At 73.7% G+C, this 13,671-nt stretch carries 10 protein-coding genes; 9 read left to right on the top strand and 1 reads right to left on the bottom strand.

The genetic code is table 11. The annotated features are described in order from the left end of the window. Window positions 1-241: 241 nt before the first annotated feature. The 3 genes from QSJ97_RS16910 to QSJ97_RS16900 are packed head-to-tail and all read left to right on the top strand — an operon-like array spanning window position 242 to window position 2,965. Window positions 242-1,126: a DMT family transporter gene (locus QSJ97_RS16910; protein WP_285673158.1), complete on the top strand. Its 885-nt coding sequence runs from the start codon at window positions 242-244 to the stop codon at window positions 1,124-1,126. Window positions 1,127-1,170: 44 nt separating this feature from the next. After that, window positions 1,171-2,040, top strand: coding sequence for an aldo/keto reductase (locus QSJ97_RS16905; protein WP_285673157.1), 870 nt, complete (start codon window positions 1,171-1,173; stop codon window positions 2,038-2,040). Window positions 2,041-2,059: 19 nt separating this feature from the next. Continuing rightward, a complete protein-coding gene (locus tag QSJ97_RS16900) occupies window positions 2,060-2,965 on the top strand; it encodes a glycine reductase (RefSeq protein WP_285673156.1) in 906 nt (301 codons plus the stop codon). Window positions 2,966-3,180: 215 nt separating this feature from the next. On the opposite strand, the gene QSJ97_RS16895 is transcribed toward QSJ97_RS16900, so the two are convergent. Beyond that, window positions 3,181-4,473 carry an NAD(P)H-dependent oxidoreductase gene (locus QSJ97_RS16895; RefSeq protein WP_285673155.1) on the bottom strand — a complete coding sequence of 431 codons (1,293 nt, stop codon included), beginning with the start codon at window positions 4,471-4,473 and terminating at the stop codon, window positions 3,181-3,183. Window positions 4,474-4,694: 221 nt separating this feature from the next. Here QSJ97_RS16895 and QSJ97_RS16890 point away from each other — a divergent pair, with 221 nt between their 5' ends. The 6 genes from QSJ97_RS16890 (at window position 4,695) to QSJ97_RS16865 (ending at window position 13,568) form a co-directional block, all read left to right on the top strand. Next, window positions 4,695-7,673 carry a hypothetical protein gene (locus tag QSJ97_RS16890; RefSeq protein WP_285673154.1) on the top strand — a complete coding sequence of 993 codons (2,979 nt, stop codon included), beginning with the start codon at window positions 4,695-4,697 and terminating at the stop codon, window positions 7,671-7,673. A 19-nt stretch (window positions 7,674-7,692) separates the two neighbouring features. Further along, window positions 7,693-11,247, top strand: a complete 3,555-nt coding sequence (locus tag QSJ97_RS16885) for a hypothetical protein (protein WP_285673153.1) — start codon at window positions 7,693-7,695, stop codon at window positions 11,245-11,247. Window positions 11,248-11,476: 229 nt separating this feature from the next. Then, a complete protein-coding gene (locus QSJ97_RS16880; protein ID WP_285673152.1) occupies window positions 11,477-11,968 on the top strand; it encodes a hypothetical protein in 492 nt (163 codons plus the stop codon). Between the two features lie 28 nt (window positions 11,969-11,996). Next, window positions 11,997-12,710 (top strand): MotA/TolQ/ExbB proton channel family protein, encoded by a 714-nt coding sequence (locus QSJ97_RS16875; protein ID WP_285673151.1) that lies wholly within the window; start codon window positions 11,997-11,999, stop codon window positions 12,708-12,710. After that, window positions 12,691-13,131, top strand: coding sequence for an ExbD/TolR family protein (locus QSJ97_RS16870; RefSeq protein WP_285673150.1), 441 nt, complete (start codon window positions 12,691-12,693; stop codon window positions 13,129-13,131). Before QSJ97_RS16875 ends, QSJ97_RS16870 begins: the two co-directional genes overlap by 20 nt. Then, entirely contained in the window at window positions 13,128-13,568 is a 441-nt protein-coding gene (locus QSJ97_RS16865; protein ID WP_285673149.1) for an ExbD/TolR family protein, read from the top strand. Before QSJ97_RS16870 ends, QSJ97_RS16865 begins: the two co-directional genes overlap by 4 nt. Window positions 13,569-13,671: the final 103 nt, after the last annotated feature.

Here is a 13,671-nt window from a genome sequence, read left to right as displayed (position 1 = left end):
TCCCCGGCGCGCGCCGCCGGCCAGTGCCTTCGCCGCTGCACCCGCCACCGCGGCCCCCCGTGCCCCGCCCGGCCGCGCCATCGCCGCGGGCCGGCGGGGTGGGCGGGCGGGCGCCGGCCCGCGGCGATGGCGCGGCCGGGCGGGGCGCCGCCCCGGCAATGGCGCAGGGATCGCTGGATCGCCGGCCCGGCCCGTGCCACAACCGGCCGACCCCGCCACCTGCGAGCGACGGACCCGCCCGATGCGATCCCACCCCCTCCACGGCCTCGCGCTGGCCACCGCCGGCGCGCTGCTGCTCACGCCGGATGCGCTGTTCATGCGGCTCTCCGGCATGGATGGCAGCCAGATGGTGGCCTGGCGCGGGCTGCTGATGGGCGGCGCGCTGCTGCTGGCCTGGCCGCTCGTCGCCGGGCCGCGGCTCGGCGCCGAGCTCCGCGCGCTGGCGGCGCCGATCTGCGCCGTGGTGATCCTCTGCCAGGCGGGCAACTCGCTGCTGTTCAGCTATGGCATCGCCAATGCGCCGGTGGCGGTGGTGCTGTTCGGCGTCGCCACGGTGCCGGTGTTCTCGGCGCTGCTGGCGCGGCTGATCGCCGGCGAGCCGACCAGCCCGGCGACCTGGATCGCCATCGCCGCGGTGCTCTCGGGCATCGCGCTGGCGGTGCTCGGCGGCGCCGAGGGCGGCCTTGCGCTCGACCTCGCCGCCCTCACCGGCGCCGCCGCGGGGCTCGGCGTGGCGCTGGCGCTGGCCTTCGGCTTCGTGGTGATGCGCCATGCCCGCGGCATCCCGATCCTGCCGGTGATCGGGCTCGGCGCGCTCTGCTCCGGGCTGATCGGGCTGGCGCTGGCCGGGCCGGCGGCGCTGCTCGAGGGCGAGGTCTGGGCGATCGCGGTGAGCGGCGCGGTGATCCTGCCGGTGTCGTTCTTCGCGCTGACCGCGGCGACCCGGCACACCCATGCCTCCAATGTCAGCCTGCTGATGCTGCTCGAGACGGTGCTCGGCCCGGTCTGGGTCTGGCTCGGCACCGGCGAGGCGCCGACCTGGCCGATGCTCGCCGGCGGCGCCATCGTGGTCGGCAGCCTGACGCTCTATCTGCTGCACCTGCGCCGCGCGGCGCGCCGGGCCTGAGCGGGGAGTTGTCGCGCCGCCCCGCCGCGGCTAGGCTCGGAGCCATGCCCAATCTTCCGGACGACCCGCCCCTCGACATTCCGCCCATCCGGCTGCGCTCCGGCACCGTCATGCCCGGCATCGGCTTCGGCACCTGGCGGATCGGCGAGAGCCGGTCTCAGGCCGAGGCCGAGCTTGCCGCCCTGCGCCATGCGCTGGCCCGCGGCTTCCGCCATTTCGACACCGCGGAGATGTATGGCGAAGGCGGCAGCGAGACGCTGCTCGGCCAGGCGATCGCCGGCTGGCCGCGCGAGGCGCTCTTCATCACCTCGAAATTCTACCCCCACCATGCCCGCGCCGACCAGATGGAGCGGGCCTGCGAGCGCTCGCTGAGGCGGCTCGGGATCGAGTGCCTCGACCTCTACCTGCTGCACTGGCCGGGCAGCACGCCGCTCGAGGAGACGCTGCGCGGCGCCGAGCGGCTGCGCGCGGCCGGCAAGATCCGCGCCTTCGGGGTCAGCAATTTCGACATCGAGGACATCGCCGCGGCGGTCTCGGACGACGCGGACCGGCTCGTCGATGTCAACCAGGTGCTCTACAATCCGGGGCGGCGGGGCATCGAGTTCGACCTTCTGCCCTTCCTCGGGAAGGCCGGGATCGCCTGCGTCGCCTATTCCCCGATCGAGCCCGGCCGCCTCGGCGCGAACCGGGGCTTCGCCGAGGTGGCGCGCGGCGCCGGGCTGAGCCCGGCACGGCTCGCGCTGGCCTGGCACATGACCCGCAGCGGCGCCTGCCCGATCCCGAAATCCGCGACGCCGGCGCATGTCGACGCGCTGGCCGCGGCGGCGGTGATGCGGCTGCCGGACGAGGTGATGGCGGCGGTCGACGAGGCCTGCCCGCCGCCGCGGCGGCGCGAGCCGCTCGAGATCCTCTGAGCCGATGCCCGGGGAGCCGATGTCCGGGGAGCCGATCCGTTACATCGAGCGGACGCGGAGCTACTACGCCGCCCTCGGCTATGGCGCGCCCTATCGCTGGGCGCGGTTCGAGACGGTGCCCTTCCTGCCGGTCGGCAGGCCCCTCGCGGCGTGCCGGATCGGGCTGGTGACCACCGCCGCGCCGGTGAAGCCGGGCGCCGGAGACCAGGGTCCCGGTGCAGCTTACAACGCCAAGGCCAAGTTCTATAAGGTTTATTCCGGCCCGGCCGATGGGCCTCTGCCGGATCTGCGGATCTCCCACCTGGCGATAGACCGGGACCATACCACCGCCGAAGATCTCGGGAGCTATTTCCCGCTGGCGGCGCTTCGGCGGGCCGCCGCGGCGGGGCGGATCGGCGCGGTGGGGCCGCGGTTTCACGGGCTGCCGACCAACCGCTCGCAGGCGACGACGATGGAGGTGGACTGCCCGGAGCTCCTCGCCCGCTGCCGCGAGGACCGGCTCGACGCGGTGCTGCTGGTGGCCAACTGCCCGGTCTGCCACCAGTCCACCGCGCTGGCGGCGCGGGCGCTGGAGGCCGGCGGGATCCCCGCGGCGGTGCTCGGCTGCGCCCGCGACATCGTCGAGATAGTCGGCGTAAGCCGTTTTGTCTTCAGCGATTTCCCGCTTGGCAATGCCGCCGGGCCGCCGCATGATCCGGCCGGGCAGGACGCGACGCTGGCGCTGGCGCTCGGGCTGCTGGAGACGGCGACGGGGCCGCGCAGCACCGTCGCCAGCCCGCTGCGCTGGCCCGGCGATCCGGGCTGGAAGCGCGACTATTGCAACATCGAGCGGCTCTCCGCCGAGGAGATCGCGGCCCGGCGGGCGGCCTTCGACGCCGGCAAGCGGGAGGCGAAGCGGCTGCGCGAGGAGACCCCGCCAGCCTGATCCGCCAACCTGATCCGGTGGGCGCCGGGCGCCGCGCGGTCCGGTTTCGGGGGCAGGAATGTTCGGCGGCAGGAATGTCCGTTTTCCAGGCGTTTGTTCCGAAGGCCTGAAGCCGGCCCGAAGGTTCCCGCGAACCTCCGCAGCGGAGGTTCGCAAGCCCGGTTCGCACCGGATCTCCGGCCGGCGGCGCCGCGGGAACCGCCGGGCCGGGCGCCTCAGGCCATCGCCGCCGCCTTGCGGTGCCAGGTCAGCGCCTCGCTCTCGCCGAGCGCCACGTCGGCCATGCCGAGCGCGGTGCCCGCCGGCACGTCGCGGGTCAGCGCCACGCCATGGGCGAGCCCGATCGGCAGCGCCCCGGCCGCCGCGCCGGCCGGCATCAGCTTGCCCCAGACGGTGTAGCCGCCCTCCCCGTCGAGCATCTCGCCGGCCCTGAGATCGCGCTTGGCCACCGCCGCGACATTGCCCCGCCAGGCCCGCGCGCAGCCGGTGGGCTCGCCGCGCAGCGCCGCGCTGAGCACCGAGACCGAAAGCTCGAGGCCGATCAGGTGATAGGGCTTGTACATCGCCGCGAAGCGCCCCGAGCCGTCGGTCGAGAGGCCATATTGCCGGAAGCAGGCGGCGGCATAGTCGGACGGCGCCTCCAGCACCACGTAGACGCCCCAGCGCAGGTCGCGGAACACCGGCCGGCCGTCGCGCTCGAGGCTCGAGACCACCTCGACCATGCCGGGCCCCTCGAGCACCCCGCCGAGCGCCCGCGGCCGCAGCAGGTGGGCGAGGTCGTCGACGCCGCAGGGCGGGAAGCCGAGCCCGGCCTCCGGCACCGCGAGATCGCAGGCATTGGCGATGGCGGCCATCTCGATGGCGCTCTTGGTGCCGTCGAGGAAGGAGTTGAACATCTGCGGGTTCATGCCGGCGGCCTGCGCCGCCTCCGGGGTCATGCCGTAATGGCTCCAGACATCGTCCGGCGTGACCTGGTGATAGGCCGGGAGATATTTCGTGCCCTTGCCCGCCGCCATCACCCGGAAGCCGGTGGCGCGGGCCCAGTCGACCATCTCCGAGACCAGCGCCGGCTGGTCGCCATAGGCCATCGAGATCACCACCCCGGCGCGCGCCGCCTCCGCCGCCAGCGCCGGCCCGGCCAGCACGTCGGCCTCGACATTGACCATCACCACATGCTTGCCCGCGGCGATGGCGGCGAGCGCATGGGCGATGCCGGCGGCCGGGTTGCCGGTGGCCTCGATCACCACGTCGACATCGTCGCGGGCGGCCAGCGCGCGGCCGTCCTCGAGGAAGGCGGTGGCGCCGATGCGGGCCTCGTCCCAGCCGGTGGCGGCGCAGGCGGCGCGGGCCCGGTCGGGCGACAGGTCGGCGATGGCGGCGACCTCGAGCCCGGCGATATGCGGCACCTGCGCCAGGAACATCGAGCCGAACTTGCCGGCACCGATCAGCCCGGCGCGCACCGGGCTCCCCTGATCGGCGCGGGCCGCCGCGAGCCTTGCGAGATTCATCGCTCTCCTCCCCCTGTCCTGATGCCTGTGGTTATGCCTGTCATGATGGCCCTGCGGGGGCGGTCATGCCCGCCGCGCGCGGAGTATCGGCCGGTGCGGTGGCAGCATGCAACCCGTGACGCGGCGGGGGCCGGGCGATACGGATAAATTCTTGTGAATGTCGGCCTGTCGGGCAAGACTCCCCCGCGTGCAGGGCGTGTAACCAAGGGGAGACTGGCCGAATGAGCGGATTCCTGGGCTCGGCAAAGGGCAAGCTCGACGGGGCGAAGGACAAGGCATCGAAGACCGCCGGCCAGATCAGGGACCGTATCACCGGCGATGCCGCCAAGGAGGCCGAGCGCAAGGCGCAGGAGGCCTGGGCGCAGGCGGTGCTGCGCGAGCTCCGCCTGGCCCCGACGCGGACCGATGAGGTCACGCCGAAGGCGGCCGCGGCGGAGTTCCGCGAGGCCGGGCGCGCCGGGCGCCGGAAGCTCAAGCGGCGGCGCGACATGGCGCGCGCCGAGGTCGCCCGGATCGGCGCGCTGCTCCACGGCTTCGACGTCATGGAGGACGGCGACCGGGTCGACGCGCTGATGGAGGATCTCTTCGCCGCGGAGCGCGATGCCGCGGATGCCGAGGTGGAGCTGCGCGACTTCCGCCGCAACTCGCGCAGGGAGCTGCGCCAGCGCGTGGAGCGGTTCGACCGGCTGGAGCAGGCCATCGCCGGCGATCTCGCGGCGGAGGCGGCGGCGGCCAAGGCGCTGCGCGATGCGCAGGACAGCGGCGGCACGGTGCCGGTGCGGGCCGACCCGGCGGCGTTCAAGGCGTTCCAGGCGGCGGTGGAGCGGCTGCGCGGGCAGATCGCGGATTACGGGGAGGACTATTACGAGACCCGCTACACCCTGCCCGACGGCTCCGAGCTGAGCGAGACGCTGCCGGCCCTCGGCACCCGGGAGCAGGTGCTGCTGAACGCCATGCTGAGCACCGCGGTGCTGCTGTTCCGCGACGCCGCGGGGGGCGACCCGAAGCCGGCGATGGACAAGCTCGAGGCGGTGCGGGCGAAGATCGGCGCGCTGATCGCCGCGCGCACCGGCACCAGCATCGCGCTCGGCACCGCCGATATCGACGGCACGGGCCGCACCGATGCCGGCCATGGCCCGCGGATCGACCGGATCCTGCAGGACGCCGCCGGCGAGGTGAACCGCCTGCGCGAGGCGCTGATCGCGAAGCCGGCCGACGCGCTGGAGGCCGACCGCAGGGCCGCGGTCGCCGATCTGGTGGCGGCGCGGGCGGCGATCGACGCCCTGCCCGCCGCGGCGGATCTCGAGCCGGACTGGATCTTCGACGAGCTGCACCGGCGCAACCGGGCGGCGCTCGACGCGCTGGAGGGCCGGACCGCGCGGCTCGCCGGGGCGCGCGAGACCATCGCCGCGCTCTGCGCGCGGGCGGCCGAGATCGGCCGGGTGCTGCGGGTCAACGGTGCCGGCACCGAGGCCGACCGGCTGGAGGCGGCGGTGACGGCGGCGCTCGGCAGGTCGGATGTCGACCCGATCATCGGCGCGCTCGGCAAGGCGGTCGCGGCCGCCGACCGGGCGGCCATCGCGGCCCGCGCCGCGGCGCTGCGCAAGGCCAAGGTCGATCCGCTGGCGGTGAGCCGGGACATCGCCGCGCTGAAGAAGGATCTCGACGCGCTGTTCCTGCACAACCCGGTGACCGGCAAGGTCGTCACCCAGTCGGACCGCCGCACGCAGGCGTCGAAGGAGCGGATCGACCCGCTGAAATCGGTGCCCCGCGAGACCGTCGAGCATCTCAAGCTGTCGATCCGCGCGGCCGAGCTGCTGGCGGCGAGCGGCTCGGGCGAGGCGGCGGCCGAGGCCAGCGCGGCGCTGGCGGAGCTCACCGCGCTGATGGCCGACGTCAAGGCCGAGGCCGGCAAGCATTTCTCCGAGACCTTCTTCGACACGCTCGGCCGGCTGATCCCGGCCTGGCGCGAGCGGCTCTCGAACAAGGATTTGGTCAAGCTCTACGAACTGCCCGACCGCAAGCGCCTGCTCGACCGCTGGGACGCGTTGGAGGCGGCCTGCAAGACCCAGCCCTTCGAGAAGAGCCGGGAGACCTACAGGGCGCTGCGCGCCGACACGCTGGCGCATATCCGCAAATGCCACGCCGTGGGCGCGACCCGGAAGGCGATGCTCGGGAAGCTCAAGGACGAGGAGGCGCGGCTCGACAGGCTCTGGAAGATCATCGGGCGGCATGCGCTCGACCCGGTGCCGGATGTCAACCTGCTGCCGCTGACCGACCAGGCGCGGAAGATCCGCGCCAAGCTCGACGAGCGCACCGAGGCGGCGATGTACGAGGCGGGGCCGATGCTCGACCGGCTGCGCGACGAGGCCGAGGCGCTGAACGCCGTGCTGGACGGCATCGGCGCCGGGAAGAAGCGCGACGAGGCCGCTGCGCAGCGGATGCAGGCGCTGAACGACGCGATGCTGAAGGCCTGCCTGCAGGAGGTGCGCGCCCGCGACGCCGACCGCAGCAAGCAGCTCGCGTCGAAGAAGGCCTATGGGCGCATCGCCAGGCGCCTCGGCAAGGATATCAAGAGCCTCGTCAAGCAGCTCGGCAAGCGCCGCATGGACCCGACCGAGGCGATGGCGCTCGAGCGCCGGCTGAAGGGCGAGCGCAGCCGGGTGAAGGCCTCGGAGACCTATGCCTCGGGGATGGCCGCGCTGGCCGAGATCGAGACCGAGCTCGGCAGGCTGAAGGCCGAGCTCGGCGGCGCCGGGCAGATCGCCTCGGGCGATGCGCTGAAGCAGGCGCGGCAGGCCGCGCGCGCGGCCCGCAAGCTGCACGCCGCGGTGCAGGCCTTCGTGCCCGCGGTGAAGGATGCCGGCGATCTCTCGGTCTATCCGAAGGGCGAGGCGCGGCTGAAGCGGATCGCCGATGCGCTGGCCAGGGCGATCCCGGCCGAGCAGGCCAAGACGCTGCCGGGGCTGGTGCGGATCGTGGTCAATGGCGACGAGGCCAAGGCGAAGCGGCTCGATGCCCGGCGCAGCGCGCTCGGCATCGTGCGCGAACTCAAGCTGGCGGTCGAGTCGCATCCCGGCATGGCCGCGTTCCGCCGGCAGCCCTTCGTCGATGCCGCGGCGCTCGGTGCGCTGCGCCTCAGCCTGCCGCGGCTCGAGCTGGCGCTGCTGACCGCGATCCACACCGGCCCGGGGGCCTGAACCGTCAGGGAGAACCGCCATGGGTTTCACCGCGAAACAGAAGAAATGGCTCGGCGAGGTGCTCGGCGACGGCGGCGCGCCCGGCTCGGCCGACAGCCTGATCGCCGCCTCGGAAGCCGCGGCGCGCAAGACCGAGGCGCTCGAGAAGATGAGCGCCAGGATCGACGCGCTGCGCGACGAGATGGTGGCCGCCAACGAGCGGCTGCAGATCGTCTTCAAGGGCAAGCGCAGCCTCTCCACCCTGTTCGGCGCCCGCGACAGGACGGTGGACTGGATGTCCGGCGACCGCGGCGACGAGCTCGACACCGACGAGATGACCGGCCGCATGGAGGTGGACGAGGATGCCGCCCGCGCGGTGCAGCGGTTCCACCGGCGGCTGGTGCAGATCCAGGAGGAGCTCGCCGCCCAGACCATGCCGAACCCCGATGCGCGGGAGGGCGAGCCGGCCGAGGTGCCGCTCTTCGATGCCCGCGACATCACGCGCGAGCTCTGGACGCCGCTGGTGCAGGCCGGGCTGATCCCCTCCAACGCGGTGGCCGACGAATACAGCCAGGAGGTGCAGGTCTGGAACGGCGCCTGCGAGCTCTACCGGAAGAAGCTCGAGGACTTCTCCGAGACCGCCTCGCGGCACCAGAACGTCAAGCAGGCGCTGCGCATCGCGCAGGCCGGCATCTCGCTCTGCGGCGCCGCGGCGACTTTTGCGGTGAATGTCGAGGGCTTCGCCGATGGCGGCTTCATCGACGCCGACGACTGGAAGAAGAACAAGCAGCTCGACCTCAAGGCGGGCGAGTTGAAGGACGAGCGCAAGGACCTGACCGCACAGCTCGGCGAGGCGAAGAAGGCCGGCGATACCGCGAAGGTCGCGCAGCTCCAGGGCAGGATCGACGGCATCGACGGCCAGCTCGACAAGATCGAGGCGGCCTCGGTCAAGGACCGGATCGACGACTTCTACGAAGCCGGGCGCGAGAACCTGCGCGACCGGGCGGCGATCAGCCTCGGGGTGCTGGCGCTGAACGGCGGCCTCGAGATGGTCGATGCCACGATCGACATGGCGTCGAAGAAGGGCAAGGACCGGAACGTCTTCGCCTTTGCCGAGAGGGCGCTGGGGCAGATCGAGGCGCTGGCGGCGTCGGGCCTCGCGCTCGGCTTTGCCGAGTTTGCCGTGCGCGACAGCGATACCGCGAAGACGCAGGACCACAAGAAGATGCAGAACATCGTCACCCGCGCGGTGACGGGCGGGCTCAAGGGCACCCGGGCCGGGCTGCACCTGGCCGAGGCGATGATGCCCAACAAGAGCCGGGCCGAGCGCGAGGCGGCGCTGCAGAAGGTGGCCGGCTGCCTCGGCGACGTGATCGAGCAGGCGATCGCGGCCTGCGACACGCCGCCCGGCAATGTCGACAAGAAGGACGAAACCGGCAAGCAGGTCTACGACCGCAAGGGCGACAAGGTGACCGAGCGCGACACCGGCACCGAGGGCCAGTTCGCGCTGGTCGGCGCCGCCTTCGGGGCCGCGATCCGCCGCGGCGCCGATGCCGGCAAGCTGGCCGGCGCCATCATCACGAGGATCGAGGCGGGCAAGGACCCGAGCCTCACCAAGGCCGATCTCGGCTGGTTCCTCGCCGGCATCGCGGGCAAGAGCATCGTCGACATCGTCCAGATCGGCGCGGCGGCGAGCCAGGAGCCGCTCGGCGACGTGGTGCGCAAGGATATCGACCAGTTCCAGGAGGGCGAGACGGATCGCCAGGCCGAGGACCGCAACGCCTTCACCGAGGACGCCTATGCGAAGCAGCTGCGCAAGGAGGGCCAGGGCGCCGCGCTCGCCGCCATGGCGAAGGATGCCGATGCCCTGCGCGCCGCCTTCGACGGCTTCATCGACCGCGCCGACGAGACCGCCGTCGACCGGCGCATGAAGGCGCTGATGGAGGCGCATCGGAAGGCCGAGGCGGAGCAGGCCGCGGCCGAGGTGAAGGGCTTCCGGGAGAAGCTCCGCACCGATCCGGATTTCCGTGCCAGGGTGGCGGCGGAGGTCAATGCCGAGGCCGAGGGCGAGGCCGAGGCGATGCGCAGGCTGATCGAGGAGGCCACCCCCTCCGCCACCGATCTCGCCGACGAGGAGCGCGCCCGGGCGGCGATGGCCGCGATCGAGAAGCTGATCAAGCAGGCCCAGCGCTGCAACATGGCCTGGAAGGCGTTCACCGGCCTCGCCACCGGGGGCGCCGGCGTGATCGCCGCGGCGCTGCCGGTGGCCGGCGGCGTGGCCTCGGCGACCAAGCTGGCCTGCGACATCGCGATCCTCGTGCGCAAGTCGGCGCAGCTCAACACCTGGCGCAAGAACATGGTGCTGACCTGGGGCAACGACTCGGTCTATGGCCCGGCGATCAAGAACCGCCTGCGCCTCGCCGCGGTGCAGGTCAGCGAGAAGACCGTCGACGTGCTGCTCGACGCGGTGGCGCTGACCGCCGATGCGCTGAAGCTCGCCGATGCCAGCGGCGTCGGCGCGCCGGTGGGCGCGGCCGGGCACGGCATCGAGATCGCCAACGACCTGCTGCGGGCGCTGAAGAAGTTCGGCTACCAGATGCACAAGGAAGGCGAGATCATCGCCGGCTGGCGGACCTACAAGGACGCCCTCGCCCACCCCAACAACCGCAAGAAGGCGCGCAGCGCGATGCGCTGGAACTCGACGCTGTCGAAATGCGTGATCGCCTACGGGGTGGTGATCGACAAGGACCCGATCGCCATGGAGGTCGGGCGCAACTGCGGGCTGACCCCGGAGGTGCTGGCCGACCAGAAGGATGTCTGCCCCCGCGTGGTGAGCTATTTCGAGACGCTCTACAGCGACGACCCGGTGGTGATGCGCCGGGTGCCGATCCCGGCCGACTGGCATCCCGGCGTGCCGGTGCTGACGCTCGAGAGCTGGGTGCGCTTCAAGGCGGCGGCGATGACCCGCACCGATCCGCCGCTCGGCGAGGCCTCGGGCCGCTCGCCGGCGGTCGATGCGGCGCTGGCCGGGCTGAAGGACTATACCGACGCGGCCGGGGGCTATGCCGCGCTGCGCGATGCGAAGTTTCCGCTGAACGCGCTCGGCGAGCCGCCGGCGACGCCGGCATACGGCGCCTTCGTCGCGGGCGCGGCAAAGGCGGCGAAGGCGGCGCAGACGGCGCTGCAGGGCTACCGGCCGGTCGCCGGGGACGGCAGCGCGCATGCCGGGATGCAGGCGATCACCGACAGCCTGATCGCGCTCGCCGGCATGATGTCGGCCGAGGCGGGCTACGATGTCGAGGCGCACCAGGCGGCGCTGGCCCCCGCCCCCGTCGACGACGACGAGGACGAGGACTGGGACGAAGACGAGGACGAGGACGAAGACTGGGACGAGGACGGGGACGAAGACTGGGACGGAGACGAAGACCAGGACGAGGACTGGGACGAGGACGAGGACCCGGACGAAGACGAGGACGAAGACCTGGACGAGGACGAGGACGAAGACGAAGACGAAGACGAAGACGAGGAGGTTGCCGAGCTCGCCCTCCGCGAGCCCGAGGAGCAGCCCGACCCCGAGTCCCGGCACAAGGACTGAGCCACGCCGCCGCCGCAGCCGCCCGAACCGCGCCGCCGCCCCGCGGAGACAGAGACGCGGCGCGCCGCGGAGACTGATGCGCGGCGCCCCGCGGGGACAGATGCGCGGCGCCGCGCGGGGACAGATGCGCGGCGGCGTCGCCATCGGGTCAGGTGCCGTCGTCCCCCGGCTTGCCGCGGCCGGCGATCCGCGCGAAAAGGCGCCGAAGCCGCAGCCTGTCGAGGATGTCATGACCCGTTCCATTGCCGCAGCCTGCCGGGCGCTCGCGCTCGCCGTCCCCTTCGGCCTGCCCGCCGTTCTGCCCGCCGCCCTGCCGATCGCCCTGCCCGCCGCGCTGGTCGCCGCGGTCCCGGCCCCCGGCGCCGCCGACGCGCCGGCGCTGAGCATCGAGCTGAACCGGCTCGAGCCCTCGGGGGCCGCCTGCCAGGCCTACATGGTGATGGAGAACGGCACCGATGCGCGCTTCGAGAGCCTGGCGCTCGACCTCGTGCTGTTCGACGCCGAGGGCATCATCGTGCGGCGCCTCGCGGTCGAGCTCGGCCCGGTGGCGGCGGCGAAGATGCGCGTCAAGGTCTTCGGCATCGACGGGCTGGCCTGCGACGCCATCGGCCGCATCCTGGTGAACGGCGTGGTCTCCTGCGACACCGGCGCCGGCGCGCGCGACGACTGCGCCGGCATGATCCGCACCCGCTCGCGCGCTTCGGCCGAATTCCTCGACTGAACCGGGCATGGCCACGGAGGAGATCGCGATGGCGGGAGACGCGCTCGCGGCGGCGGCCGCCGCGCTCGGCGAGCGGGCGCTCGGCGCCGGCCCGGTCGGCGCGGTGCTGGCGGCGATGTCGGTCTTCGCCACCGCCATCGTGCTGGCCAAGCTGGTGCAGCTGTCGCGGGCCGGGCTCGGTGACCGGCAGACCCCGCGCCGGGCGCTCGAGCTCTATCGCGCCGGCGCGGTGCGCGAGGCCTATGCGCTGGTGCGCGGGCGCCGCGGCCCGGCGGCGGAGGCGCTGGCGCTGGCCATCGAGGCGCAGGCCCGCGGCGTGCCCGACGGCAAGATCCGCGAGGAGTGCTACCGCGTCGCCGACGACCGTTTCGAGCTGCTGCGCGGCTGGATGCGCCCGCTCGAGGTGATCGCCGGGCTGGCGCCGCTGCTCGGGCTGTTCGGCACGGTGCTCGGCATGATCGCGGCCTTCGCCGAGCTCGAGGCGGCGGGCTCCCGGGTCGATCCCGGCCTGCTCTCAGGCGGCATCTGGGAGGCGCTGCTGACCACCGCGGCGGGGCTCGCGGTGGCGATGCCGGTGGTCGCCGCGGTGAACTGGTTCGAGCGGCGCATCGAGCGCGCCGAGCATGCGGTGGACAACGCGCTGGCCGGGCTCTTCGCCACCGATTTCCCCGCCGAGCGCAGCGCCGGACCGGGCCAGGACGCGCCCGCCGGGCCGAGCCTACATGCCGCGGCGGGGGAGTGACGCGGCGCAGCCCGCTCGGCCCCGGCGCCGCCTGCGCCGGCGCCTGCGGATCGGGCTGACGCCGCTGATCGACGTGGTGTTCATCCTGCTGGTCTTCTTCATGCTGGCCTCGAGCTTCGAGGACTGGCGCAGCCTGCCGCTGGCGGCGGCCCCGGCGATGGCGGGGGCGCCGGCCCCGGCGATGGCGGGGGCGATGCTGGTCGAGGTGGCGCCCGCCGGGCTGCGGCTGGCCGGGGCGCCGGTGAGCGGCGCGGCGCTGCGGCGGCGGCTCGCCGAGCGGCTCGCGGCGGTGCCGGAGCAGCGGGTGCTGCTGCGCGCGCTGCCGGGGGCCGAGATGCAGCGGCTGGTGGCGGCGGTCGACCTGCTGCGCGCGGCCGGGGTGCGCGATCTCGCGCTGGCCCCGGCGGGCGGCGCGCGATGAGGGGCCGGGCGGCAGGGCGGCCGGCGCGCCGGGCGCGGCGCGACCGGCGGGCGGCGGCCTCCGACGAGGCGGTGCTGCCGCTGATCAACATCGTCTTCCTGCTGCTGGTGTTCTTCATGGTGGCCGGGCGGCTCGCGCCCGGCGATCCCTTCGAGGTCGAGGCGCCGCGCTCGGCGGCGGCGGCGCGTCCCGGCGGCGAGCGCACCCTGCTGGTCGGCGCCGAGGGGCAGCTCGCGCTCGACGGGCGGCGGCTGACCCGGCCCGCGCTGATCGCCGAGATCGCCGGGCGCGCGGCGGCGGAGGCGGCGGCGCCGCTCCGGATCAGGGCCGACCGCCGGGCCGACGCGGCCGCGGTGGTGGCGCTGATGGCCGAGCTGCGCGCCGCCGGAGCGACGCGGATCGGGCTCCTGACCCTGCCGGCCGGGGGCGCGCGCTGATGGAGCTCGGCGCCCGCCATATCGGCTTCGGCGCGCTGGTCGCCGCGGGGCTCCACGGGGCGCTCGCGCTGGCGGTGTTCTGGCCGGCGGCGGAGCCGGGCGG

This window comes from Paralimibaculum aggregatum (genome assembly GCF_030270585.1).
GTDB classification, from domain to species: Bacteria; Pseudomonadota; Alphaproteobacteria; order Rhodobacterales; family Rhodobacteraceae; genus Thermohalobaculum; species Thermohalobaculum aggregatum.
The sequence above is the reverse complement of the archived record's forward strand: the minus strand, read 5'-3'. Positions and strand labels throughout refer to the sequence as shown.

Excerpts from the sequence above, each read along its gene's own strand:
- QSJ97_RS16910 (WP_285673158.1), top strand. The coding sequence starts at position 242 with ATGCGATCCCACCCCCTCCACGGCCTCGCGCTGGCCACCGCCGGCGCG.
- QSJ97_RS16905 (WP_285673157.1), top strand. The coding sequence starts at position 1,171 with ATGCCCAATCTTCCGGACGACCCGCCCCTCGACATTCCGCCCATCCGG.
- QSJ97_RS16900 (WP_285673156.1), top strand. The coding sequence starts at position 2,060 with ATGTCCGGGGAGCCGATCCGTTACATCGAGCGGACGCGGAGCTACTAC.
- QSJ97_RS16895 (WP_285673155.1), bottom strand. The coding sequence starts at position 4,473 with ATGAATCTCGCAAGGCTCGCGGCGGCCCGCGCCGATCAGGGGAGCCCG.
- QSJ97_RS16890 (WP_285673154.1), top strand. The coding sequence starts at position 4,695 with ATGAGCGGATTCCTGGGCTCGGCAAAGGGCAAGCTCGACGGGGCGAAG.
- QSJ97_RS16885 (WP_285673153.1), top strand. The coding sequence starts at position 7,693 with ATGGGTTTCACCGCGAAACAGAAGAAATGGCTCGGCGAGGTGCTCGGC.
- QSJ97_RS16880 (WP_285673152.1), top strand. The coding sequence starts at position 11,477 with ATGACCCGTTCCATTGCCGCAGCCTGCCGGGCGCTCGCGCTCGCCGTC.
- QSJ97_RS16875 (WP_285673151.1), top strand. The coding sequence starts at position 11,997 with ATGGCGGGAGACGCGCTCGCGGCGGCGGCCGCCGCGCTCGGCGAGCGG.
- QSJ97_RS16870 (WP_285673150.1), top strand. The coding sequence starts at position 12,691 with ATGCCGCGGCGGGGGAGTGACGCGGCGCAGCCCGCTCGGCCCCGGCGC.
- QSJ97_RS16865 (WP_285673149.1), top strand. The coding sequence starts at position 13,128 with ATGAGGGGCCGGGCGGCAGGGCGGCCGGCGCGCCGGGCGCGGCGCGAC.